A 24,987-nucleotide genomic window follows, 5' to 3' on the forward strand; every position below is an offset into this window, starting at 1 on the left:
TGATTGTAGATTTTGGCTTTTGGCTCGTGGCTGCCAGCAATTGCCCACCGCCAGTTGCCAAAGGCAGATGATTAAATTAAGAATTTGCTCAACGGAACTTTATCCAAGTATTCTGCGGGTGGAATTACTTGTCCGTTTTTGTCTAGAATCCTCTCGCCTCCGTAATTGCCGTATTCTGGAGAATGTATTTTTAGAGTTGAAGTATCAAAATCTACAGAGAATTTGAAGACATCGTGTCCGCCTAATGAATCGTGTCCACCTGGTTTTGTGAATGTAAAGTTCTTTATTTTGCTTATATTAATTTTAAAAGCAATACCTCTTTTCATTGAAAAGGTTTCCAATCCTTCAATCTGAGAAAGCTCGTCTGATAATGCTTTATATATTACAGCTAAAGAATCCGATGGTTGCCATGTCGCATCTCTGTCAACAGTGATTTCGTTTCCTAAGCATCTATATTTTCTTGGGAAAGCGTTTACTGCATCTACTTCTTCTATAGTAGTAAAATTATCCATCTCATCAAAACTAATCTCAATCCACTTATCTCCAGACTGCCCAATTTGATTATTATTCAATTCAAAATTAGTTGTGCACATTTCACCCAACTGATCGTCAAATTTCACTCCTGGTTCGCAATGGCAAGGCAAAGCCTTTTCTACTTTTAAGCCGATAGAATCTGCCTGAAGAATGGTAAGCGAAGTCGGGATTTTCTCTCTCCATGGTTCACCCTGTTTTTTGCCTACTGCAGCACGCATTTCGTCTACAATAGATAAGAATAACGGATCGTCGATCACCGGTACTTCACCGCCGCTCCAGATTTGTCCGGTTGCCATAAAGTGTCTTACGGCTTCTTCAAAACCAGGTCTTACGGTAACTATTACTCTCGCCATACCAGATTGCATAAACGCTCTGAAGGTAGGATCGTTATCATCAAACTGATACATATCTGACCATTTGTTTCTGTCTCCCCAATAAAAAGGGTAGAAGTAATAGCTCATAATGTCCCATTCAAAAGCCTGTTCCATGAATTTCACGAACGCTGCGTACTGATCTAAGGAAGAATCTACTTTTATATCGGTGTTTAGGAAGGTTTCAGCTCCGGAAGTAAACCCGTTATTGTGATATTTTCTTTTACCGAAAGTAAGTTCTGTAAAAGGGTTCTGACTGATCATATAAGAAATACAATTCTTTCTTAAAATGGTATTCTCAATCTTTCTGTAGAAGCCTGGGTTTGAACCTTTAATCTGTACACCTAAAGCTTTTGCTTCTGCTAAAGCTTGGTTGTATTTGTCTAATTCAATCTCGTAGGCTTCAATGATTTTATTGAAGGTTTTTTGATACCAAGTATCTTTCGCATCTTGAGTTAGCTGGCATTGAATACTTATATTTACACTTGATACTAAAAGACCTAATTGCGAATATGAAATAGGTATTTTTCCTATAAATGAATTGATTGGGGTGTATACATTCCCAACTAAGGTATTTCCAACTAAAACTTTAGCATCAGACCAAATAGGATTATGAGAATCAAAACGATCATCTGAATCTCCGGTAACCGCAAGTGCAGAAACGGTCTTATACCCCATAGGAATTTCTATATCTGTAGATTCTGCAGCGAGTTCCCAAGGATTACCTTTCGGCTCTGGTGCTTTGTAACTAAAGCTTTTTCCAACATAAATTATATCTTCTGGCTTTTTGTCTATCTCAACATTATATTTACTGATCCAGTATTTCAAAACGGTATCACCTAATAAACTGTCTGATATTGATATAAAATTTTCCATTTTATTAATCAATGATTCTCTCGGATCTACGGGTTTAACCAATTTTTCCGATTCATCAATCATTTTGATTCCTAAATTGTGAAGCTTGGCAGGTTCAGGAATCATAAACTCAAACATCATGCGTTTACCATAATTGTAGATTTGGTTTTTTACCACCTTATCTACCCATCGGTAAACTCCGACAACGTGATTGCTTCCTTTCGTATTGTCGAAACCATGTTTATTGTTTTCTTCGTATTCTTCAAGAATTTTATCAATACGTTCTTCTTTTACTTTGGTAACGATTCTGTCTAAAGCTCTTGCTGTAATGTCTTTGGCTTCTGTTACCGCCTGTCGGTTACTTTCTTCTTTTGAATTGTGAGTAGCGTAACTTGCGTTGGCGGTAATTCCAAATTTGTTATCTCCCATTCCCCAATTTGCATAAGCTCCGGCTTGCGCAGAAAAGTCTTTCGATTCCTGTAAAATTTTAGAAATCTCGCTTTGCATTTCATGCCTTTCGGTCGTGGTGGTGTCTGTCAGTTTTTCTTTTTCAGACTCTGAAGATTTTGTGGTTTGAGATTCGCTTCTTTTTAATCTTCTGGTTGCACGTTCTTTGTATTCGCGCGCCATGATATTTTCAATATGAGCAACGTCTCCTTCTACATAGCAATAGGTGCTTTGCTCAACCTTTAGATAGTCTGCAACCCCGATATTTTTCATTCCGAATCCGGAAGGGATAAAAGTTTCAATAGTCGGATCTACAGGCGGGTTTTCTGTTTCACCCGGATTTCCTTTTGGCGGATTTTCGGGAGGGAGGCATCCGTCTGCGCCACGGAAATGATACTGTTTGGTCATTCTGTCTAAATCATTAGGATCAACAAACAGAGTAACATTAAAATCGTACACAGTGCCATTGGCTGATGTAAACTTCCCTTCTACAACAAACTGCTCAACTACTGTAGTTTGAGAAACTAAAATTTTAGGTATATCAAATAAAAGATATGATCCTCCGCCTAAAGAAGAAAAACTTGTTGAGGAAATTTCGGTATTGTTTACTGTTGCTTTATATTGTGCGGAAATCAAATCTATATGATCGTTAAATGCCAATATAAGACTCCATTCTGTTGCGCTTCTGGCAAATGTTTTAATACTGAAAGGAATATATCCTGATGAGGATGAATTGGCAGTAACCGGAATTACAACACCTCCTACTTTGGCAGAAACCTGGTGATTGATCACCGTATTGTTCAGTATAGTCTGCTGTAAAACCTGATTATTCTGATGGATGTTATCATGAAGCTCCTGAAATGTACTAATTCCTGATAAAGCTTGCGCAACTGTAGAAGTTCCGAATACTCTGCATAAAGCATTTTGCTCTTGCTGACCGAGCGCTCTTCCTATTTCAGAGGGATCAATTTGCGGAGTTTCATAATTAAATTCAAATTCAGGGATTTCAGTATCAGACACGGTAATTTCCATGATTTCTTCCTTGATGCGGTGAAGTTCCATTTCAAGCTCGCTGTTGGCATAGAACTTTTCCGGATCTGCTACGCTCAGCTGTGTAAGATAATTGATTCTGTTTTCCAGAATCTGTTTTCTTCTGTCGGCTTCAGTCGCTTCCTTTTGTATTTCTCTCAAAAGAGGTTTTATGTTCCGCTGATAATCGTTATAGGCTGACTTTTGAGCTTCATCATATTGTGTTCTGTATTTTTTTTCCAGCTTAGATATAGAATCGGCGAGTTTTTGAGTTTCCTTCAGTTGCTGTGTAGCTTCAGCAAATTTCATTGCAGTGCTGTTGAAGGTGGTTCTCTGAGAGTAATTTGTGGAAATTCCTGTAGAATTTGTGGAAGGAATTGTAAATAATTCTTTTGGTAAAACAACTTTTGCTTTCCTTAGGTCTTCAAATGCTTCTTCTGTGCCGTCATAATTTTCAAGAATATGATTCACATGAAGAAACTGCATCAATGTTTCTTTTGCATAAAAATCTTTTTGTGTAACTACCTGATAAATTAAATTATCCCAAATCAGTTTCATATCGGCAATATAAGGGAACGTATTTGAAGCTTTGTAATCATTGATTTTAGTATCAAATTCAGTTTTTGATACTGTTGATTTATTTCTTGCAACCCATACAGCCAGATCGTGAAAAGCGGGATTGATTGATATTAAATTATCTTCTGAATACATCGTGATAAGCTGCTGCTCATCTATTCTTCTGCAGACAGCCTGTAATGTTTTGTCTGTTGAGATGTGCTCATCGAAAACTCCTTTATGAATTTCTTTTCTGAATACAAATCTTCTTTTTTTGTTTTTAGGATCGGATAATTCCGGGTTTCTCATCGCTGCAAACCTGAAAAGAGTTTGTGAAGAATTGTTTGTGTTTAAATCTGTTGACATTTTAAAATTGTTTTGGTTTTTAAGATTAAAATTTTTTGGAAAGTTCTTTTTAGCAGAAAATTTCCGGGCATAGCTTTATTTTTTAAAGTGGTTTCAGGCTAGATGATGTCCACTGATTTTCTTATTCATCTGTAAAGTTTTATTATTGCAATAGTAGGGGTGCGAAGCGACAAAACTTGACGCATTATAACTCCGAATTAAATTTTTTTTAATTTAAAAAAGCTGCAGAATGATAAGAGCCTTTTTTAATTAATCTCCTTTCAGCAGTAATGTAATATTCTGTGGTTTCTCCTGTACGTATTGTATTAATAGAATGATCTTCTCTTCTTACATTAATCTCAAAAGGAGCGAGATTGGTTACAGTTATCTGTCTTTCAGGGATGAGTTCGGCTTCAAGTTCCAGATATTCTTTTGTATATTCTTCTGTAATAATTACAGTGTTTATTTTACACGAAGCACTTATAGGATAGTCGGGATTGATGAATTCTGCGGTGATTTGTGCCATGCTTTCATTTACGAAATCAGAAGTTGCATAACCTGCTGCAGCGTGATTGCCCCATCCGAAAGCAGAGTTCCAGTTGTTGATTTGGGCAGTATTAACTCCGTTGACAGGATGGCTTATTGGTATTGCATCAGTTATCCCATAACCGGATAAAGTTGTAGGTTTAGAAGTTATTGACGAAAAAGTGTGGGTGTGGCTTGCTAATGAATAATTTAAAGGATTAAAATTACCACTATGATAAATCTCATTCCAGCTTCCAAATGTTGAATTTTCCTCAGTTACAAAATATAACTTATTATTTCTAGCACCTAAAGAAAAACCATAAGTTTGATTAGATGCATTATATGGTGTGAAATTAACTACTGCACTATTAAGATTATTAGGTCTGTTTGATGCAGTTGCCCAAGCAGAAGCATTTCTAACACCAAAGGCATCTGTTCCAATTAAATTCTGTGTTGGTAACCCATTTCCTTTAATTTTAAAAATACTTTCAGTATCAAAATTACCGGTATGTAATATTTCTCTCCATGGATTTCTTATACCTGAATTATTATAACTTCCTAAAAACCATTTTTCTTGAGCTGCATTATGAAATAATGAAAAGTCTCTATTATAGGAAGAGTTGTTATTACCTAAACCTGATGAAAATTCAATAGCAAAACCTGATGTATTTGGGAAATTAGTAAATGTTCCTGATGTTAATCTACCTATACCCCATTGAGAACCAAAGTTCTTACTTGCATCAACATTAAGATTATTAATATCAGCAATTGCACCTATTTCATCTAATGACCATGATGCATTTCCTGAACCATTTACAGATTTGGACGTATTACCAATAGTAATATTTCTTGAAGTACCCCAGTTAGCTGTAGTAATATTTCCAGTACCATCAAATAAAGTACCATTAATAAGTCTTTGATTTGTTAATTTTATGGCACTATTAGCACTTTCCGTTCCAGTTAAATTATTTAAGTATGTACCATGAAGGTTTAAAGGACTTCCCTCAGATGTGATTAGATTAATTATAGGTGGATTAGTTTTAATTGCTTCTCTATTTACATTAAGTAATCCTCTTATGCTTATTTCAGTCCAGTTACCCCAATTAGTTGCTAAGTCACCTATATAAATATGTCTTTCAGCATTATTATCAGTTCCAATTGAAACATATCTTACTCCAACATTGTTTGGATTTTTTCCAATAAAAGTTACTGAATTACTTCCAGCAAAATTTATTGATGATCCATAAAATGTATAAAACTGACAAACAAATGTACCAACCAATGCACCATAAGTGAAAACATCAATATAAAATACACCCATCACATTAATATTTGGTAATGTAATATCAATAATTCCTGTACCTTGTATTGTTCTTGATGCTAAATTATGTATAAGATTTCCTGTAGTTAATCTACCAGCAGTTTCAAAATTTCTTGTATTTAGATTTACATTTGATGTTGCACCTGTATAAGGAATAAATTTAGTATCTGATTCAGTTTTAGTATAATAATTAGTAGCTATACCATACGATGCTATTTTACTATTAAACCATTCTTTCGTAATTAATGTTTTATTGGTTGTATCTGCATCAATAGTATTGACTGTAGATTGTGGCATTAAAAATTCACCACCTGATATAATATTTTGAAATGATTTAGTTGGTTCAAAACCACTTCCAAATATGTTGATAGTAGAGTAAACTAATTGAGCATTAAACTTATGTCCAGTACCTGTACCTACATTAGTTATACTATGTGTATGTCTAAAATAACCGTTAGGTAAAGTTTCAGAAAATCTTATTGTATTTCCGTCAACTATTTTAACTTGAATAATATCTCCATCATTAATACCAGTAATAGGTGAACTACCTTGTGTGAATTTTAAATTTACATAAGCATTAGTTGCACCAAATCCATGTGCAGGTAAATTAATTGTTTTATTGATTAAATCTATATCAGTTGAATCAAAATTCTTAAAATGATTAAGATTTTCTTTAAATGTATAATTTGAACTTTGTCCAAATACATTTACATTATTAGCTTGGTTATATCTATTTACACCACCACCAAATGAATTTACAAATAGACCAGTATTTAAGTGACCTGCATTTGCACCTAAATGATTTACATAACCACTAGCATTAAATGCACCTGCATTATAACCTAAATTATTTGAGTAAACTCCTAAATTAGTTCTTCCTGCAAGAAATCCTAAATTATTTGAATTAGCACCCGTATTAAATTGTCCGGCATATAATCCTAAATTATTAACCCAATTTGCAGAATTATACATTCCTGAAAATTGTCCTAAATTAAGGACTGATAATCCTGAATTAAATTGTCCGGCAGACCTTCCAATGTTAATTGTTTCTACACCTGTTGAAGAAGTTCCTGCAAGAAAACCAATATTTATATTTGGGTACGTTGTCGATTGAAATGAACTACCATTCCAATAGTGGGTTTGGTATGAAAATATAGTTTCGTTTGAATTATTTTTTATATAATTTAAAAATCTACCTACATTAGCTACCTCAATAGTATCAGGATTTAATCTTAAACCTTTTGAGATTGTAGTATCTGTTCCATTATCAATAATATTAGAATTACCTATTACGTTTGATCCTGTAAATTTTGGAATTGTGTTTATTGTACCTGATATACTACTAATCAAAATATACTCAGAACCGCTCCATCTGTATTGAGAATTATCGTTGGTGGTGATATAAATTTTGCTTTTTTCTCCGGGATTGGGTAAACTTTCCAAAGAATTAAATTCTAAAACATCATCCACATAACTTGGGAGTTGAGAAGACGGGATTTTACCATCAATGAGATCTGCTTTCTTACTTAGCTTTTGGTCTGTACCTTGAGGAAACTGCCTGTTTGCGTTCCAGTAAGCGTCCAGTCCGTTCCAGAACGTATTCGTGTCCGGAATGTTGTCTGGATCGAAATCGAAATTAAGTTCTTCATTTTCTGCCATTTTTTATTATTTTTGTTAAGGTTTTTAAGATTAAAATTTTTGAAGTTTCTTTTTAGTAGAAAGCTTCATATTTTAGCCTTTATTTTTTAAGGTGGTGTCCGGCAAAGGATATCCACCTTTATTTTTAATGAGCAAAATCATTGTAAAATCGTTTAGGATTAGACGTATTTATTTCTGCCCGGCATTTATAAGGATGCTGAGTTTTAATAAATATTCGAAAAATTTAGCTGTAATTATTTAATTATGAATCAGGCTGGATTAATCGTCATCTTCAAGAATATCATTTTCAAAATCCTCTTTGAAAAAACTTTCAATCTCGCTCAGATAATTTTCATAATCCGGTTCTTCATTTTCAATCTCGTTCCAGGTAATAGTATAGGTAGTATCTTGTATCGACACTTCAGAATTGTAATTATTGTTTTCCATATTTGATAAGTTTTTTTGAAAATATTTTTTCGTCAGTTTAATAGATTGTTTGTGTTTAAACTGTTGGTTTCAAAAGTAAAATGGCAATACGACAAAACTTGACGTGTTATAATTTATTTGTAGAAAAATTTTAGATTCTCATGTATAAGTCTTTTGCCTTATTTAAGTGTATTATAAGCAAAAAAGATTATATTTTGTTTTTAATCAGTTTTTGTACAATTTGATTTAAGGTTTCTTTATGATCATCTATATAGCTCAATCCTGCCTGTACAAGACTTTCTATATTTGATCTCCTTACATTATCCATAGCAGGTGAAGCGTTCTTCAACGAAGGATTTAGTCGGTAATAATTTTTTTGGTTTCTTAATCCTAATGTCTGAAACATTTGTGTAAGCTGATAATCTACCGTTTCAGCGTTCGCAGACATCAGAATGTCAATGATAGGGTTTACCCAGCCAATTTTTCCGGCTTTCTCTAGTTTTTTAAATGAATAGGATTTTGCTTCAATTCCAGTTCCTATTGAAACAATAATCATGTCTTTTACGGTCGGATAATTAGCCTTTTGATGATTTTTCAGAAATTCTGCAAAAGGAATTTTTCTTGCTTCAGCATAAGCACACAAAGCAGGATTATTGGCAAACATTCCGCCGTCAATGAGACTGAAAATTTGTCCGTACATTGATTTGATCTGTACTGGCGTGAAGTAAGTAGGAGCTGCTGAAGTAGCCCTGCAAACATCTTTTACATAAAAATTATCAGTATTTACCCTTGCTTTCCAGGAATTGAAAAGTTTGGCTCTCCGGTTTTCAATATCGTAACTTGTAATTAAGCAGGGCTTTATTAATTCCTTTAGTTCCAGATTTCCAAAAAAATCATTAAGGTTTTTTTCTAAAGCTTCCTGAGAAATTTTTTCGTTTAAAAGACCAAAAGGATTTACCAGTTTTTCCCAAAAGGAAACCTGAAATATGTCGCCGCCTTTTTCGGAGTAAAGTTCCAATCCTTTCTGGATGGAATATTTCGCTTTTCTATGTTCATCAGGACAAAGAATAATGGAGGCAATCAGTGCTCCGGTACTGCTTCCTGCAACAAGATCAAAGTAATCACCGAGTTTTGCGTCTGGTTTGTCGTATATCTGAAGCTGCTCTTCGATATAACGCAGAATGATGCACGTTATAATTCCCCGAATGCCGCCGCCGTCTAATGAAAGTAATGTTGTCTTTTTCATTTTTTCTACTTTTTGGTAAAGCAAAAGTAGGAGCGTGAAGCGACAAAACTTGACGTGTTTAAAATAATTTTGAAAAATAAAAAGAAACCCTCTTAAGGATCAATTATTTGTCTGTGAGAGGGTTGTGTGGAGGTTTTAAGAAAATTTCTTAAAGATGAGTGTTGCATTATGTCCGCCAAATCCAAAGGCATTACTTAAGGCATAATTGATGTTTTTTTCTTTCGCTTCACCAAAAACAATATGAATATCTTTAGGAATATTTTCGTCTATCGTATGAAGATTTATGGTTGGCGGAATTATTCCGTTTTCAATAGCTTTAATAGAAAGAATAGCTTCAGCTGCTCCGGCTGCTCCTAATAAATGTCCGGTCATAGATTTCGTAGCACTGATGTCAAGATTTTTACTTCCTTTGAATAATTTATTTATTCCATTCAGCTCAACCAGATCTCCTAATGGAGTAGATGTAGCATGAGGGTTTATATAGTCAATATCTTCAGTATTAATTTGCGCTTCTTTCAGGGCTAGCTGCATTGCTTTGATGGCTCCGGTTCCTTCAGGATGAGGTGCTGTCATGTGATACGCATCGGCGGTCATCGCCGCACCCGCCAATTCTGCATAAATTTTTGCGCCTCTTGCTTTTGCGTGTTCGTATTCTTCCAAAATTAATGCTCCTGCGCCTTCTCCCATTACAAAACCGTCTCTGTCTTTATCATAAGGCCGGCTTGCTGTGGCAAAATCATCATTTCTTACAGACATCGCCTTCATTACTGAAAAACCACCTATAGAAGCTGGAGTAATCGCTGCTTCAGATCCTCCGCTTACAATCACTTTAGCTTTTCCTAATCTGATGTAATTGAAGGCATCCATCAGAGAAGTATTTCCCGTTGCGCAGGCTGAAATGGTTGTATAATTGATTCCCTGAAGCCCGAATTTCATAGAAATCATTCCCGAAGCCATATTGGCAATAAACTTAGGGACAAAAAAAGGATTAAACCTTGGGGTTCCGTCTCCTTTAGTGAATTCCATTACCTCGCTTTCAAAAGTCCACATTCCTCCCTGTCCGGTTCCCCAGATAACTCCAATATCAAAAGGATCCATCTTTTCAACTTCAAGACCGGAATCTTTCAAAGCTTCAGCAGTAGAGTACATAGCGTATTGTGAAAAAAGATCACTTCTTTTGATCTCTTGATGAGTTAAATGAACTTTCGGATCAAATTTTTTAACTTCACAGGCAAATTTTACTTTAAATTTTTCGGTATCGAAATGGGTTATTGTATTGGCACCGCTTACCCCGTTAATACTGTTTTGCCAAAATTCTTCTACATTGTTTCCTAAAGGCGTTACTGCACCCAAACCTGTAATGACAACTCTTTTCATTAATTATTGATTTTAAATAAATTTGAGGTTCCTCTTGCAATGATGCGTGTTTTATCTGCATTCCAGATTTCACATTCGGCATTTACAAACTGTTTGCCTCTTTTGATGATTTTTGTTTCTGCTATAATATGATCATGTTCTTTGGCTGTTGAGAAGTAATCTATATTGTTGTTGATGGTTACAATAAAGTTTTTTTCGTTAAGTGAAAACATAGTGGCTCCGATAACATCGTCAAAAATTGCCGCTGTAACTCCGCCGTGAAGATTTCCCATCGGATTTAGCCATTCATGTCTTACGGTATAGCGAAATTCCAGATGCCCTTCTTCAGCCAAAATCACAATAGGATTCAGCCATTTCATAAATGGGGAAGGAGATTCGGTAAACTCTTTTCCGACAGATTTCTGTAATATTTTTAATTTATCCATAGTATTTTATGAATGTATTTTAAGTTCTTGCTCTATAATTTTTGAAACTTTATCTAAAGTAAAATGAAGATATTTTTCATTTTCCATTGTTTTGGCTAAAAGAATACCGCCTTCAATCATCATAATAAATAGAGAAGCATATTCTTCGGCAACGATTTCAGAATTAAATTCATGGATGTTCTGCCCTTTTTTGATGATCTCTGAAATGGTTCTTATCCAGTCGCTAAATGAAATCTGTACCTGCTTTTTCAATTCTGGAAAGGTGTCGTCACATTCCGTAGCAGCATTCAGTAAAGGACAGCCACCATTTTGAAAAACTGTTGTCCAGTTGTTTCGGTAAAAGGATAGAAAAGCGTTAAGTTTTTCCGTCATGTTCAGAAATTCTTTATCCAGAGACTGAGCTACATTTTTTTTAAGATTAGAAGCATTATAATGATAGACTTCAAGGGCAACCTGATCTTTGTTTTTAAAATTACCGTAGATACTTCCCTTGGTTAGACCGGTCGCAGTACTAATGTCTGAAAGGGATGTAGAAGCATACCCTTTGATATTAAACAAAGTGGATGTTTTTTCAATGATGAACTGTTTGGTCTTTTCTGCTTTTGACATTTTTGCTGAACTGATGCAAAGATACAAAAATATACCAATCGGTATTTTTTTATTTTAAATATATCTGAAAGATAGAATTCGGATCATTTTATAGAAAAATGATGATGAATAGGATAAAAAATCCCACTCCGGATGAAGTGGGATTTGTCTGGAATAATAATTTGAAAAAGAACTCCGAAAGAGTTCAATTAATATTTAAGCTAAAGCAGCATTCAAAGTAATTTCAAAATTAAAAGCAGCACTCACAGGGCAGCCTTCTTCTGCAATTTTCGCATATTTTTGAAACTCTTCCTCTGTAATTCCCGGAACTTTTGCGGTTAAAGTCAGTTCAGATTTTGTAATTTTCCCAACACTCGGATCTAAAGTAATAACGGACTTTGTAGTTAGTTCTTTCGGAGTAAAACCTGCCTGAGAAAGTTCTGCACTCAGTTTCATAGTAAAACATCCGGCGTGGGCTGCTGCAAGAAGTTCTTCAGGATTGGTTCCTACACCTTCCTCAAATCTGCTGCTGAATGAATACTGTGTCTGATTCAAAGTTGTGCTTTGAGTAGTTAAATGGCCTTTTCCTTCTTTTACGGTACCGTTCCAAACGGCTGTTGCATTGCGTTTCATATATAATATTAGGTTTAAAATTAAACTAAGATACGAAAAAGCATGATTTCATTATTATTAAATTATTGAAACCATGCCTTTTTAATTTGAAAAGTAATTTGAAAATTTATATAAAATTTCAAGATTAAATCTTAGTCTCAACCTTAAAATGTTACATCAAAGCCGACATAAAAATTAGCTTTCATAATCGGTGCATATACCATTCCGCCATCAAAATAATTCCCAAAAGGATTTCTGAAATCAACAATCGCATTTTTCTGTGAATAAGATGTTAAATTTTCTCCTCCCAAATAAGCTCTGATTTTTTTGTTGAAATTTCTCGAAATCTGTGCATTGAGTACAGCGTAAGATTCTGAATAAGCAGGAATTTGAAATTCAGCAGGATTGGTTGAGGTGATAGGTAATCGCTGTTTTCCAACCAGATTTAATGTTGTATCAAAACTCCAGAAACCTTCTTTAGTATTTTTATTGGTTGAATACGCTAAATTTACAAACCCACGATGTTTCGCCATAAACGGAACTTGTCTTCTTCCCTCCATATAATCTGCCTGAACATCATAATATTTATATGCTAATCTTACATCAAAATTCTTCAGCGGAGTGAAATCCCACTGTGTCTGAAATGAGTTAGCGAAAGATTTTCCGTCCAGATTATAGAATGTCAGCTGCTGAGGCGAACGATCCAGATCTACCACTACCTGATCCTGAAAATCTGTTCTGAAAAAATCTGCAACGACTGTAGATTTCCTTCCGAAAATTTTGAACTCCTGTTGTAAGCTTGCGCCGTAGTTCCATGCAATTTCGGGTTTTAAGCCATAAATACTTCCATTGTTCTGCAGAACCTGAATGTTTCTGTTTGAGGCGAAATACTGTTGGTTTTCTGCAAATATATTGGCTGTTCGGAAACCTCTGCCGGCGGAAAGTCTTACAATAGTCTGTGGAGTAAAATCATATTTGAAATTTAATCTCGGTGTAAACTGAGTTCCTGCTAAATTATGGAAATCTGCTCTGGCTCCAGCAACCAATGTATATTTTAAACCAGTTAAAGTATATTCAGCAAAAATTCCGGGAACAGTTTCTGTTCTTTTAAAACGATTCATCAGATAAGTTTCGTCATATCCGTCATACAGGAAACTTGCTCCTGTTTTATATTTATGATTGGTGTTGCCGATAATGCTTTCAAAAATTAAGTTAGAATAATACGTATGCTGATTTCCCGAATAATTTCTCAATCCGAAAAAGCTGTCCTGCTGATGATAAGTGTATTGATTCATCCAGCCTAAACTCTGATAAGGTTTCCCTTTAAAAACATAGCCGGTTTTGTTCCAGACCTGAAATCTGGAAATATCTATTCCAACACCATAAAGATTTTGTTGACTTTGCGGTATTTTTTTGTCAAAGCCGATTTGTCCCGCAGTTCTTTCATCCTTAATAAAGTTGATTCCGAAATGTGAGCCAAAACCTGAGTGTTCTAAATCATTGAAATTTAATAAATAAGCAGCATTGATCTGAGTTCCTTTGGGTCTGTCCAGAAAACTGTCGTTATTCATATCGGTATCTCCGAAAGTTCCGTTTCCATGAAGAAGGAAAGTCTGAGTCCAGTGATCGTTAATGGGTTCCACATGGGTAATGTTGGCTTCTGCTCTTCCGTTGAAATCCGCAAAAAGGTTGAGCGAAGTTTCCGATTTTTCCGAATGTTTGATTAATTCGGTATTGATCTGACCTGTAATGCTTTCATAGCCGTTGGTAACGGTGCTTCCGCCTTTGGTAAGCTGAATGTTTTCAATCCATCTTCCGGGTATAAAATTCAGTCCGTATGCAGAAGCCAGTCCTCTGATTTCCGGAAGCAACTCTTTAGTCAGGCTTGTGTATTTTTGGTCTAAACCCAACATTTTGAGCTGTTTCGTTCCGGTTACTGCGTTGCTGAAAGATACATCAACCGTTGCGTTGGTCTCAAAGCTTTCAGACAAATTGCAGCAGGCTGCTTTCAGCAGTTCTTTTTTATCAATATTAAAAACCAGTCCGGCGTCGTTTTTATTAATTGAAGTGGCAGCTTTTGAGCCTGTAATATTCACTTGCTCAATTTTTTTTTCTGAACCGGAATGTGAAGTGTGATCTTCTGAATCATTATGATTGATGTGATTTTGTTTTTGGGATTCTTCTTCAAAATGAACTTTAGGATTGGTCTCCCCAAAAGCAATATTGCGGTCATAAAGACAGCAGCCGGGGAGTTTTTTATACACTTCATCTGTGGTTTTGTACATCTCGTTATCATGACCAACATCAGCAATTTTCTTTAGAATTTTGTCTGCTGAAGTTTTTGATGAATCAAAATGTAAGATAACGCTTTGTTTTTCAGCATTCCATTCGGCTGAATCGGCTCCGGCATCCTGAGCGGCTTTTTCAATTCTTGCTTTACAAGAACCGCAGTTCCCTTTTACGAAAAATTCGTTCTCACTTTTTTTATGTTCAGAATGCGGCATTTCCAAAACGGAAGATTGTGTAGATCTCTCATAATGACAACATGCAGGAAGATTTTTGTAAACGTTATCATCAGCCTTATATTTTTCGTTGTCGTGACCGGCTTCTGCTACTTTTGACAGAATCTGGTCTGCTGAAATATTTTCTTTGGTTTCAAAACTCAACGTTTGCGAATCTATTGAGTATACAGCCGATTTGGCGCCAGCTTTTTTTGCAGTACTTTCAATTCTTTCTTTACACATTCCACAGTTTCCTTTCACCATAAACTGATGTTTGGTAAGATTTTGTGCAGAAATAGATATGGATAAAAATAACAGGAATGTTCCCAGAAATGTCCGGGTAATATATGATTTCATAAGTTTTCTAAATTAAATTAAATAAAATAGCTGTTCATTACATGCGTAATAAACCTGTGAATTGTTATTTAAGCTAATTTAGGCGGCTGCCAGATTTCCTTTAAACTGTCTGAAATAAAAGGGTCAATATACTGAACCTGTATTTTGGTAATGGTAGGAAAAGAAGTAAATTCTCCGAAGTTGTCTTTTGTGAAATTATTTTCCAGAAATGTATGACAGGTCATACAGAAAGAACAGCAGTCATCATTGCAGGATTGATGTTCTTTTTTTGATTCCTTAGAATGGTCACCTTCTGTATCGCAGCATGATTTTGTCTTCGATTCTGTTTTACAGCAATTTTCCTGCGAAACCTGCGCGTAGAAATTATCTTTAGGAATCAGAAAAATTCCTAAACATAAGATAATGAATAAAAAGCGGATGGGTTTCACAGTGCAAATTTAAGAAAAATTGTTTAAAGTGCTTCACCAACTTTTTTAGCACAGTCATGCCAAGGCTCACCGTGTGCAGGATTGAGTTTTGGTTTTGGTCCTGTATTGGCAACAGCAGGTTGCGGAGCAGGAACGGGAACTACTTGCGGAGCATTTTGTACAGGCGTGTTGCTTGGTGCAGGTTGAGCAGCAGGCTTGCTGTTTAAAGGCTGACCGACAGGAATATCACATCGGTGTCCCGGTTGTCCGTGAGGCGGATTCATTCCCGGCGCTGTTTTTACCTGTTTTCCATTATTGTCTATGGCAATTTTCCCCGGACTTACGGCATTGGGATCTATTTGTACCGAACCATTAGGGGAAACATTAATATTTTGTGCTGAAGAATTTGCAGGCTGAGCTGCGCTTCCATTGAGTGGCTGTCCTACAGGAATGTCACATCGGTGACCAGGTTCTCCGTGTGGAGGATTCATTCCGGGAGCTGTAACCATGGTTGATCCGGCTTGAGTATTAGATTTTATACCTGCCTGATCCATCAACGTTGTCTGAGGCTTGCTGAACGCTACATTAGGCTGTTGTGCAACTCCCTCTTCTTTTATATAAGTTGGCTTTTCGTCTTTTTTACATGAAACAGCAACAAACGAAGCTGCAAAAATTCCTAAAAGTAAATTTCTCATATCAAATCTCTTCATAAAAACAAAATTAGCAAAACATTTTGAATTGTTTTGCTAATTTAGAATTTATATAGTTTTTACTTTAATTTTTCACCAAAAGTCTAAAACCTTCTCCGTGGACGTTGATGATTTCCAACCCTTCATCATCTTTCAGAAGCTTACGCAGTTTGGCAATGTAAACATCCATACTTCTTGCGGTAAAATAATTTTCTTTTTTCCAGATTTTTCTTAATGCGAGATCTCTTGGCATAAAGTCATTTCTGTGGAGACACAGCAATTTTAAAAGCTCATTTTCTTTCGGAGAAAGTTTGTATTCTTTATCACCTACTCTTAGCTGTCTCAGCATAGAGTCAAAGAAAATATTGCTGATTTTAAACTGCTCCTGCTCTTCATTTTCAAGAGTGGAACTTCTTTGAAGGATTGCCTTTATTTTATACAAAAGCAGCTCAGTATCAAACGGTTTTGTGATGTAATCATCTGCTCCGAGCTGATAACCTTTCAGTATATCTTCCCTCATATTTCTTGCAGTAAGGAAAATGATGGGTGTATTTTTATCAATTTTTTTTACGTCTTCTGCTAAAGAAAATCCATCTTTTTTAGGCATCATCACATCGAAAATGCAGATGTCGAACTCATTTTCAGTAAATTCTTTCAACCCCTGTTCTCCGTCTACGGCAAGGGTAACTTCAAAATTATTGATGGTGAGATAATCTTTCAGTACTGCACCGAAACTCTGATCGTCTTCTACTAATAATATTCTGTTGCTCATATTTATATTTTTTAATTTATTATTTGATTTTAAGCCATTGGAAGTTTTATGATAAACTTGCTTCCTTTATCTTTCTGAGATTCTACAATAATCTGACCTTTATGAAGTTCTACGATTTTTTTCACGTAAGACAACCCTAATCCCTGACCTTTTACATTGTGGATGTTTCCTGTTTCTTCACGGAAAAATTTTTCAAAAATCTTGGTTTTATTTTGGGTTTCCATTCCCATTCCTTTGTCTGAAACTTCAAGAACGTAGAAGTTGCCTTCATTTCTCGTTTCTATTTTTATTTCCGGTGTGTTGGGTGAATATTTGTTGGCATTATCCAAAAGATTGACCAGCATATTGGAGATATGAAATTCATCAATTTTAAACTGATATTTTTCAGCATGGAAGTTCTGGGTAAGAATTCCATTCCGTTGCGCGACAATCAGTCCGAAAGATTCTGTTGTTTTCTTTATTAATTCCCGTACGTTGGTTTCTTTTAAAAATAATTTCACCTCATTTCGTTCAAGCTTAGACATGTTAAGAACATTTTCAACCTGTTTTTTCATTCTTAGGTTTTCCTGTTTGATGAGGTTTGAATAGTACTTTACCTTATCAGGGTTGGTTGCGATTTTATCATTAGCAAGAGAGTCTGTAGCTACAGAAATTGTTGCCAGAGGAGTTTTGAACTCGTGAGACATATTGTTGATAAAATCTGTTTTTACCTCTGCCAGTTTTTTCTGTCTCATCATGTAATTGATGGAAATGATATAAATTCCCAAAATGGTAAGAAGCGATAAAAAAGTTCCCAAAAGCATCGGCCAGTTATTCATTGCAAGAGAGTACTCTTTTTTAGGAAAGACCAAAGCCAGTGTATAAAGTGTTCTGTCTTTTGTATCGGTAAAAAGTGGATAGGAATACGAGTTGCTGTCCTTTTTTTCTTTAAATATTTTATTGGCAATATTCGTTAGTTTGTTGTTTCGGTCAGACACTCCATATCCAAAATCGGAGTTAATTCCTTTCATTCGAAGTTCTTTGGTGATGACAGAATCAAGAGTTTTCAAATCTACCCTTTTGCTGATGGGACGATTGGTGCCGGCTACTCTTACGAATTCTTTAAGCTCGTAGTCGCCACTTTCAATATCACTGTTGATTTCCGAAGTAAGAATCTCTCTTTTGGTTGTGTCTTTTTTTACTTTGTAAGCGGCGTCATCCGAATACATTGTGGTAAGACGTATAGAGTCTCCCAAAGAAGAAAGAGGGAGCTGTTTGGTTTCGATGATGTTTCTGTAATAAATGATTGATTTTTGTGTACCCGAATCCTGAGTCTGCTGAATGGTAGTAAGCGAAGGTTTATCTGAATTGGCTTTGATATTATCACGAAAATTAGAATAATATTCATTCAACAATTTATCAGCTTCTATTTTTGCAACATTATCTGACGTATTTTCCAAAGCGGAATACACTTTGTTGGAAAATTCCTGCTCTAAAGCTACATAGTAACCTTTAAGCCAATAAAACTGCAGAGTGACAAAGACAATTAATGAAATTGTCATAAAAACAGAGATTATAGGAATGAATTTGTTATTCATTGCATATTTTAATTAAAATTATAAATGTTAAAATTAAGCATTTTAAGATTTAGTAAACAAAATATAAGCCAAATTATTGTATTATTTTTCTTAAAAATATGGTTTTTAACATTTAATTATAAATATTGTTCGTTAACCTTAACGTATATTGTGAATTACTTATCTTAAAGATCTCAAAAATTTAATTTAAAATAAATCAATATGAATTCAGAAATTACTTTTACTCCAGATTTTGATTCTTCAAGCGTTTATGTGATGAAAGTTTATCAGCAGAATGTCACCACCATCTGGAGTCACTTCACCCAATCAGATTTACTTGCTTTGTGGTGGGCGCCAAAACCCTGGAAATGCGAAACCGTAAAACAGGAATTTTCTGAAAACGGAACATGGTTATACATAATGCTCGGTCCAAATGGGGAAAAACATTTTGCTAAAGCTCAGTATGGAGAGATCAAACCCAATAGAAGCTTTGACTGGACTGATGCTTTTTGCGATGAAAACGGTGTCATCAATGAAGAACTTCCTAAAGCAAAATGGTTGTTTGGTTTTACCGGTGTTGAAGAAGGAACTAAGGTTACCATCAATATTCATTTTGATTCGGAGGAAGAAATGAGATCAGTTTTGGATATGGGCTTTGAAGAAGGTTTCAAAATGGGACTTTTACAATTGGAAGAAGTTCTTCAGAAGTAATTATCTTTGCACTGGAAGAAGCAAAATTTTCTTCATTAAAAATGATTGGAGAGCAGATTGTATACGAAGACAACCACCTTTTGGTAATCAATAAAAAAGTAGGACAGCTTGTACAGGGTGACAAAACAGGCGATGAATCTTTATTGGAAGCCATCAAAAATTTCATCAAAAAAAGAGATAATAAGCCAGGAAATGTGTTTCTTGGTCTGGTTCATCGTATCGACAGACCCACTTCTGGTTTGGTCATTTATGCTAAAACATCCAAAGCTCTGTCACGCCTCACTCAAATGGTTAAAAATCGTGAAATCAAAAAAACATATTGGGCAGTTGTGGCAAAAGAGATGATTCCAAGAACGCAAAAACTGGTGCATTATCTGAAAAAAAATGAAAAAAATAATAAAGCCATAGTTTTCCCAAAAGCAACTGATGGCGCAAAAGAAGCTATTCTAACTTACAATGTGATCAAAAATTTAGATAATTATCTTCTTTTGGAAATTGATCTTGAAACAGGAAGACATCATCAGATTCGCGCTCAGTTATCAAAAACAGGAGTTCCTATTAAAGGAGACTTGAAATATGGTTCGCCACGCTCCAATCCAGATGGCGGAATTAATCTGCATGCCAGAAAACTTGAATTCATACACCCAGTTACTAAAGAAAAAATTGAAATCACAGCTCCGGTACCTCATAATGATGCGGTTTGGAGAGCTTGTGAAGAGTAGTAATCAGTCTTCTATTAAATCAATAAATAATACGAAACCGACACTTTTAATTAAAAGTTTTGGAAGAGAGATAGTAAATGTTAAAATTTTATATATTGCAAATAGTTAGCATTAATTGTGATTAATTTTATTAATGTCTCATTTTTTAATTGGTTAAATTGTGATATTGTTAATTTTAATATTGTGTGTTAAATAATAAATTCATACATTTATCAAAATTTAATCCATATTTATGAAACATTATTACAATTTCTTTACTTATCGGAAAAAAATAAAGAGTATTCATAGCTCTTTCATTTTGTTTGTTTTTTTCTTAATTGCATCGGTTCAGTTTTTTTCTGCACAATTGTATCAGGTTGCCGGTACATGTGCCAGTTTAGGAACAACCACTTATGCACTTAACAGCTCTACCAATGCTTCTGCTACTAATAGAATTGCGGTAATTTACCCTGCAAGTCAGCTTACCGGGATAGCTAATCAGCAGCTTACTGCTTTGTATCTGAAGAAATACACTTCTACAGATCTTGGCGGAACACCTAATTTGAAAATTTACCTTAAAGAAACATCAAATTTGGATTTTGGCACAGGTGCAATAGACTGGTCTTCTACAATAACTGGAGCAACTTTACTGTATGATTCAAATCCTGCAAGTGCAACAGCAGGAGCTGCGGGATATAAACCGTTACAGTTTTCTAATAGTTTTATGTATTCTGGAACCAGCAATCTTATGCTTCTAATGGAATACGTGAATACCGGAAATAGCACCAGTGTAACCTGGCAATATGAATACAGTACTGGTTGCGTGGATACAGGTAATGATAACACAACGAAATATATAAATACTACCAATGGAACATTGGGAGCGTCTTTGTCTTCAAGTAATTACAGAAGACCGGTCATAGGCTTTGATTATACAGTGACTTGTCCTGCAACAAGTGTTCCCACAATTTCAAACATAACAACTAATAGTGCTACTGGTACATGGGTTGCGGGTGGCTCTGAAAGTAATTGGGATTATGCGGTTTTGCCATCTTCAGCAGGTCTGCCTACTACATGGACCAATACAACAGCTACAACAGTTAACCTTTCCTTAAATCCTCAAACAGAGTATATATTTTACGTGAGAGCAAATTGCGGAGGAACAAACGGAGAAAGTGTGTGGAAAGCTAGTTTACCTTTTTATACTTTATGTGTACCTGTGGCTACGATGTTTGAGAATTTTGATTCTTACGCTACAGGAAGTATTGTACCTGTTTGCTGGGATAGAATTATTACCACTAATGGAAGTCAGACTATTAGTTCTACTACTCCGGCATCGGGAACCAGAAATATTTACCAATACAGTACTACTGCTCAAAACCCGACAGCGGTTGTTTTGCCTGAATTCAGTAATGTGAATGCCGGAACTCATTGGTTGAGATTTAAAGCCAGAGTAAGCTCCGCTACAGGAACATTGAATGTAGGTTATGTTACAGATCCTACAAATGCGAGTACATTTACTCTTATTCAGGCATTAACGATTGCCAATACGGCTTACGATTCTACATCAGAATATACGGTTATAATACCATCAACAATTCCGGCTAATGCAAGATTGGCAATAATGAATACGCCAGACGGCAAATCTTATTATTGGGATGATGTTTACTGGGAGGCTGTGCCAAGCTGTTTTGCCCCTTCTTCAGTCACGGTTTCTGGTATTACTCAAAACGATGCCTTGGTAAGCTGGGTTGCGCCTGCTACAGCGCCTGCTAATGGTTATGAAATTTATTATTCAAGTTCCAGTACGCCGCCTACATCCTCTACAGTGCCTAGCTTAACAGGAATTACAAGTCTTTCAGCTAATATAGCACCATTACAGCCGTCAACCAATTATTATGTTTGGGTAAGATCTGTGTGTTCTTCATCAGATAAAAGTAACTGGTCTGCTGAAGTAAGTTTTGCAACACTTTGTGGAGCTATTACAGGTGCTTATTTTGAAGATTTTGAAGGTTATCCGGGCGTTACTAATGGTAATACAGGTGGAGTACTGCCAAATTGCTGGACTAACCTTGGAACAGCTAACGGAGGTCATATCTCTAACAGTACTACAATTAGTGGAAACAATACTTTGTATTTATGGACTTCGGGAGCTCGTATTGCTTTTGTTGCATTGCCGGTAATGAGTACGCTGCAATCTGGCGATTATAGACTAAAATTTGATGCAAAAGCTTCTGTAACTGCAGGAGGTATTCTTGAAATTGGATATTTAGATACAGCTAATGCTTTCGTAACATTAACAACATTCAGTGTTAGTGCAGTTAATACTACTTTTCCTTTTTCTTTTGATATTCCTGTTCTTCCTGCCGGAGTTACGCAATTGGCGATTAAGAATCCTGGAACTCCTGCTAATAGTTTATCAATTGACAATGTTTCTTATGAACTTAAAACATTATCTACTTCTGAAACCGTAGTGAAAAATACTGTTAAGATTTATCCTAATCCTTTCACAGATATTATAAATATTGATAAGCCGGAATTGGTAAACTCAATTAAAATAATTGATTTATCTGGTAAACTGGTAAGAAATAATCTAAAGGCAGAATCTGTTTTAAGATTAAATGATCTTTCTCAAGGAATGTACATTCTAATTCTTGAAATGAAAGACGGGTCACGACAATCAATAAAAGTAATTAAAAAATAGAGTTTTAAATTTGATATTTTATAAAAGGCTTCAGAAATGAAGTCTTTTTTATTTATAATATAATTAAGTTCGTTATTTATAATAAATTTCTCAACATATAGTATATATGGATATTAAATGTTATATTTAATAATTATTTAATCTATATTCTATGAAAAAAATCTATCAGTTTTTCTTTTGTGAAAGAAAAAGAAAATTAAACCTCCTGACAGCTCTTATACTGTCATTTATATTGAGTTGTGAAAGTCTAAATGCACAAGTAAGTGCATATAGTTTTAGTCAGTCTTCCGGAACCTTTACTGCAATATCTGGTGGCACCGTTTTAGGGGCAGCAACTGGTAATACTGCTTCTACTAATCTTGGAAGTGGTATTTTCCCTGTTACTCTGCCATTTAATTTTAATTTCAACGGTATTTCTCACAATTCTATCAACGTTTCTGCTAATGGTTTTATATCATTTGGATCAGTTGTGCCAACTACAGGTTACTCTTCTCCTATTTCTGGAACCACAGCTTATGATGGTGCTGTAGCTGCATGGGGAAGAAGTATAAGCAGTTTTTTTGATGTAAATGGAAGAACAGGAAGTATTTCTTGGGCAACAGAAGGAACTGCTCCTAATCGGGAAGTTGTTATTCAGTGGTCTAATTTTAGGACTAATTCTGCGACGGCAGTTACAAGTGTTTATTCATTCTCATTTCAAATACGTCTCCAAGAAACATCCAATACTGTAAAGGTGGTATACGATTCAGGAAGTTTCCTAGTAGGAAGCACTGCTGTCTCAGGATCTGCACAGGTGGGTTTAAGGGGTAGTTCTAATTCTGATTTTAATAACAGATTAAACAGTACAACAACAGAGTTTTTTAATTCTGTAACAGGAACGGCGAACAATAGTGGTCAGGCTTTCAATACTTCCAATTCTGTTCCTGGGATGCCACCTGCGGGACTTACCTATACCTGGATTCCGCCTACCTGCTATATTCCTTTAGGATTTTCGGTGGTTTCTACTTCTACAAACACAGCTGATCTGGCATGGTCTGTTTCACCGTCATCACCTAATACATATGATATTTATTACAGTACAAGTAATACACCTCCAACATCCTCTACATCACCAACGATCCCAAATATATCGGGAACAAGTTATCAGATAACAGGATTAACTCCTTTAACGACTTATTATGTTTGGATAAGATCTAATTGTGGATCTGGAAATACAAGTGTATGGTATCCCGAAACTGTATTTTTTACAACAACATGTCTTCCTCCAAATGTACAGAGTTCTACGGGAGCAACAGTTTGTCCCAATCAGACAGCAACACTTTCTGCAACAGCTAATGCCGGAATTAATTTAAATTGGTATGATGCTCAGACCGGCGGAAATTTGCTTACCACCGGGAATACTTTTACCACGCCGGTGTTGACTAATACGACCAATTATTATGTAAGCGCATCATCTGGAAGCAGTGGTATCCAGACGGGAAAAGCAACTTATAACCCCTCTCCTTCAAGTGGTGCAGGAACTACAAATTTTGGTCTTGTATTTGATGCTTTAGGATTTTTTATTCTTGAAAGTGTTACAGTTTATCCGGTGAGTGCAAGTGGAGGCTCTGGTACACTTACAATTGATGTAATCAATTCAAATGGGGTAGTTGTGAATACAAAGACAGTAAATGTTACGGGTGCGCCAACAAGTGCCCCTGTTGCCCAGGTAATTACTCTTGATTTTCCGATATTTCCGGGTTCAAATTATAAAATACGTCCGGGTAGTTACACTGGTATTTCAGGTTTATTGTTTGATCCTTCTGCAAATGCACCGGCAGGAAATTATGGTTACCCATATACTGTGCAAAATTTAGTAACAATTCAAACCAGTACATTAACAGCAGCACCTACAAACACTGCAAGAAATGATTTGTACTATTATTTTTACGACTGGAAAATAGGAACTAAATGTGAATCTCCAAGAACAATGGTTACAGCAACTGTAGATTCTGCAGGCTGTCTTTCAACATCAGAAACGGCTAAGAAAGATGTTATTGCTGTATATCCTAATCCTTTTACGGATGTTGTAAATATAGATGGACCGGAGGTGATAAATTCAATACAAATAACTGATTTGTCTGGTAAACTTATAAAAAACAATTTGAAAGCCGAATCTGTTCTAAGTTTAAATGATCTTTCTCAAGGAATGTACATTCTAATTCTTGAAATGAAAGACGGGTCGCGACAATCCATAAAAATAATTAAAAAATAAAATTTGACAAACAAATAAACAGGCTCTCAATTCATGAGAGC

The 24,987-nt window shown here is 35.4% G+C and carries 17 protein-coding genes; 4 read left to right on the forward strand and 13 right to left on the reverse strand.

Annotated elements, in window-relative coordinates:
- Positions 1–71: 71 nt before the first annotated feature.
- The 13 genes from FNE73_RS16655 to FNE73_RS02425 form a co-directional block, all read right to left on the reverse strand.
- On the reverse strand, positions 72–4,157 hold the full coding sequence (locus FNE73_RS16655; RefSeq protein ID WP_185147274.1) for a coiled-coil domain-containing protein: 4,086 nt from the start codon (positions 4,155–4,157) through the stop codon (positions 72–74).
- A 208-nt stretch (positions 4,158–4,365) separates the two neighbouring features.
- The gene (locus FNE73_RS02375) at positions 4,366–7,641 is read right to left on the reverse strand and encodes a hypothetical protein (protein ID WP_143883181.1); all 3,276 of its coding nucleotides are present in this window, start codon (positions 7,639–7,641) and stop codon (positions 4,366–4,368) included.
- 258 nt (positions 7,642–7,899) lie between these two features.
- Positions 7,900–8,067, reverse strand: a complete 168-nt coding sequence (locus FNE73_RS16660; RefSeq protein WP_185147275.1) for a hypothetical protein — start codon at positions 8,065–8,067, stop codon at positions 7,900–7,902.
- Between the two features lie 187 nt (positions 8,068–8,254).
- Positions 8,255–9,292, reverse strand: coding sequence for a patatin-like phospholipase family protein (locus FNE73_RS02380; RefSeq protein WP_143883182.1), 1,038 nt, complete (start codon positions 9,290–9,292; stop codon positions 8,255–8,257).
- 135 nt (positions 9,293–9,427) lie between these two features.
- The gene (fabF, locus tag FNE73_RS02385) at positions 9,428–10,669 is read right to left on the reverse strand and encodes a beta-ketoacyl-ACP synthase II (RefSeq protein ID WP_143883183.1); all 1,242 of its coding nucleotides are present in this window, start codon (positions 10,667–10,669) and stop codon (positions 9,428–9,430) included.
- The gene (locus FNE73_RS02390; RefSeq protein ID WP_143883184.1) at positions 10,669–11,094 is read right to left on the reverse strand and encodes a PaaI family thioesterase; all 426 of its coding nucleotides are present in this window, start codon (positions 11,092–11,094) and stop codon (positions 10,669–10,671) included. The genes fabF and FNE73_RS02390 overlap by 1 nt, the downstream gene beginning before the upstream one ends.
- Positions 11,095–11,100: 6 nt before the next feature.
- The gene (locus FNE73_RS02395; protein ID WP_143883185.1) at positions 11,101–11,703 is read right to left on the reverse strand and encodes a TetR/AcrR family transcriptional regulator; all 603 of its coding nucleotides are present in this window, start codon (positions 11,701–11,703) and stop codon (positions 11,101–11,103) included.
- Between the two features lie 195 nt (positions 11,704–11,898).
- Positions 11,899–12,315 (reverse strand): OsmC family protein, encoded by a 417-nt coding sequence (locus FNE73_RS02400; protein ID WP_143883186.1) that lies wholly within the window; start codon positions 12,313–12,315, stop codon positions 11,899–11,901.
- Between the two features lie 143 nt (positions 12,316–12,458).
- Positions 12,459–15,152, reverse strand: a complete 2,694-nt coding sequence (locus FNE73_RS02405) for a TonB-dependent receptor domain-containing protein (protein WP_185147276.1) — start codon at positions 15,150–15,152, stop codon at positions 12,459–12,461.
- 68 nt (positions 15,153–15,220) lie between these two features.
- Positions 15,221–15,580 carry a hypothetical protein gene (locus tag FNE73_RS02410; RefSeq protein WP_228429842.1) on the reverse strand — a complete coding sequence of 120 codons (360 nt, stop codon included), beginning with the start codon at positions 15,578–15,580 and terminating at the stop codon, positions 15,221–15,223.
- 23 nt (positions 15,581–15,603) lie between these two features.
- Positions 15,604–16,254: a hypothetical protein gene (locus FNE73_RS02415; RefSeq protein ID WP_143883804.1), complete on the reverse strand. Its 651-nt coding sequence runs from the start codon at positions 16,252–16,254 to the stop codon at positions 15,604–15,606.
- 79 nt (positions 16,255–16,333) lie between these two features.
- Positions 16,334–17,020, reverse strand: a complete 687-nt coding sequence (locus tag FNE73_RS02420) for a response regulator transcription factor (protein WP_089741596.1) — start codon at positions 17,018–17,020, stop codon at positions 16,334–16,336.
- 29 nt (positions 17,021–17,049) lie between these two features.
- A complete protein-coding gene (locus FNE73_RS02425) occupies positions 17,050–18,597 on the reverse strand; it encodes a sensor histidine kinase (RefSeq protein ID WP_143883188.1) in 1,548 nt (515 codons plus the stop codon).
- A 201-nt stretch (positions 18,598–18,798) separates the two neighbouring features.
- Between FNE73_RS02425 and FNE73_RS02430 the strand changes: the two genes are divergently transcribed.
- The 4 genes from FNE73_RS02430 to FNE73_RS02445 all read left to right on the forward strand — a co-directional run bounded on the left by FNE73_RS02430 (position 18,799) and on the right by FNE73_RS02445 (position 24,946).
- Positions 18,799–19,287, forward strand: coding sequence for an SRPBCC family protein (locus FNE73_RS02430; RefSeq protein WP_143883189.1), 489 nt, complete (start codon positions 18,799–18,801; stop codon positions 19,285–19,287).
- Between the two features lie 41 nt (positions 19,288–19,328).
- Positions 19,329–20,009: an RluA family pseudouridine synthase gene (locus FNE73_RS02435; RefSeq protein WP_143883190.1), complete on the forward strand. Its 681-nt coding sequence runs from the start codon at positions 19,329–19,331 to the stop codon at positions 20,007–20,009.
- 232 nt (positions 20,010–20,241) lie between these two features.
- Entirely contained in the window at positions 20,242–22,692 is a 2,451-nt protein-coding gene (locus FNE73_RS02440) for a fibronectin type III domain-containing protein (RefSeq protein WP_143883191.1), read from the forward strand.
- Positions 22,693–22,843: 151 nt separating this feature from the next.
- Positions 22,844–24,946 (forward strand): Ig-like domain-containing protein, encoded by a 2,103-nt coding sequence (locus FNE73_RS02445; RefSeq protein ID WP_143883192.1) that lies wholly within the window; start codon positions 22,844–22,846, stop codon positions 24,944–24,946.
- Positions 24,947–24,987 lie beyond the last annotated feature (41 nt).

It is taken from the genome of Chryseobacterium binzhouense (assembly GCF_007474545.1).
Taxonomy (GTDB): domain Bacteria; phylum Bacteroidota; class Bacteroidia; order Flavobacteriales; family Weeksellaceae; genus Chryseobacterium; species Chryseobacterium binzhouense.

Excerpts from the sequence above, each read along its gene's own strand:
- FNE73_RS02420 (WP_089741596.1), bottom strand. The coding sequence starts at position 17,020 with ATGAGCAACAGAATATTATTAGTAGAAGACGATCAGAGTTTCGGTGCA.
- FNE73_RS02445 (WP_143883192.1), top strand. The coding sequence starts at position 22,844 with ATGAAAAAAATCTATCAGTTTTTCTTTTGTGAAAGAAAAAGAAAATTA.
- FNE73_RS02375 (WP_143883181.1), bottom strand. The coding sequence starts at position 7,641 with ATGGCAGAAAATGAAGAACTTAATTTCGATTTCGATCCAGACAACATT.
- FNE73_RS02435 (WP_143883190.1), top strand. The coding sequence starts at position 19,329 with ATGATTGGAGAGCAGATTGTATACGAAGACAACCACCTTTTGGTAATC.
- FNE73_RS02380 (WP_143883182.1), bottom strand. The coding sequence starts at position 9,292 with ATGAAAAAGACAACATTACTTTCATTAGACGGCGGCGGCATTCGGGGA.
- FNE73_RS02395 (WP_143883185.1), bottom strand. The coding sequence starts at position 11,703 with ATGTCAAAAGCAGAAAAGACCAAACAGTTCATCATTGAAAAAACATCC.
- FNE73_RS02440 (WP_143883191.1), top strand. The coding sequence starts at position 20,242 with ATGAAACATTATTACAATTTCTTTACTTATCGGAAAAAAATAAAGAGT.
- FNE73_RS02415 (WP_143883804.1), bottom strand. The coding sequence starts at position 16,254 with ATGAGAAATTTACTTTTAGGAATTTTTGCAGCTTCGTTTGTTGCTGTT.
- FNE73_RS16660 (WP_185147275.1), bottom strand. The coding sequence starts at position 8,067 with ATGGAAAACAATAATTACAATTCTGAAGTGTCGATACAAGATACTACC.
- FNE73_RS02405 (WP_185147276.1), bottom strand. The coding sequence starts at position 15,152 with ATGAAATCATATATTACCCGGACATTTCTGGGAACATTCCTGTTATTT.
- fabF (WP_143883183.1), bottom strand. The coding sequence starts at position 10,669 with ATGAAAAGAGTTGTCATTACAGGTTTGGGTGCAGTAACGCCTTTAGGA.
- FNE73_RS02400 (WP_143883186.1), bottom strand. The coding sequence starts at position 12,315 with ATGAAACGCAATGCAACAGCCGTTTGGAACGGTACCGTAAAAGAAGGA.
- FNE73_RS02425 (WP_143883188.1), bottom strand. The coding sequence starts at position 18,597 with ATGAATAACAAATTCATTCCTATAATCTCTGTTTTTATGACAATTTCA.
- FNE73_RS16655 (WP_185147274.1), bottom strand. The coding sequence starts at position 4,157 with ATGTCAACAGATTTAAACACAAACAATTCTTCACAAACTCTTTTCAGG.
- FNE73_RS02390 (WP_143883184.1), bottom strand. The coding sequence starts at position 11,094 with ATGGATAAATTAAAAATATTACAGAAATCTGTCGGAAAAGAGTTTACC.
- FNE73_RS02430 (WP_143883189.1), top strand. The coding sequence starts at position 18,799 with ATGAATTCAGAAATTACTTTTACTCCAGATTTTGATTCTTCAAGCGTT.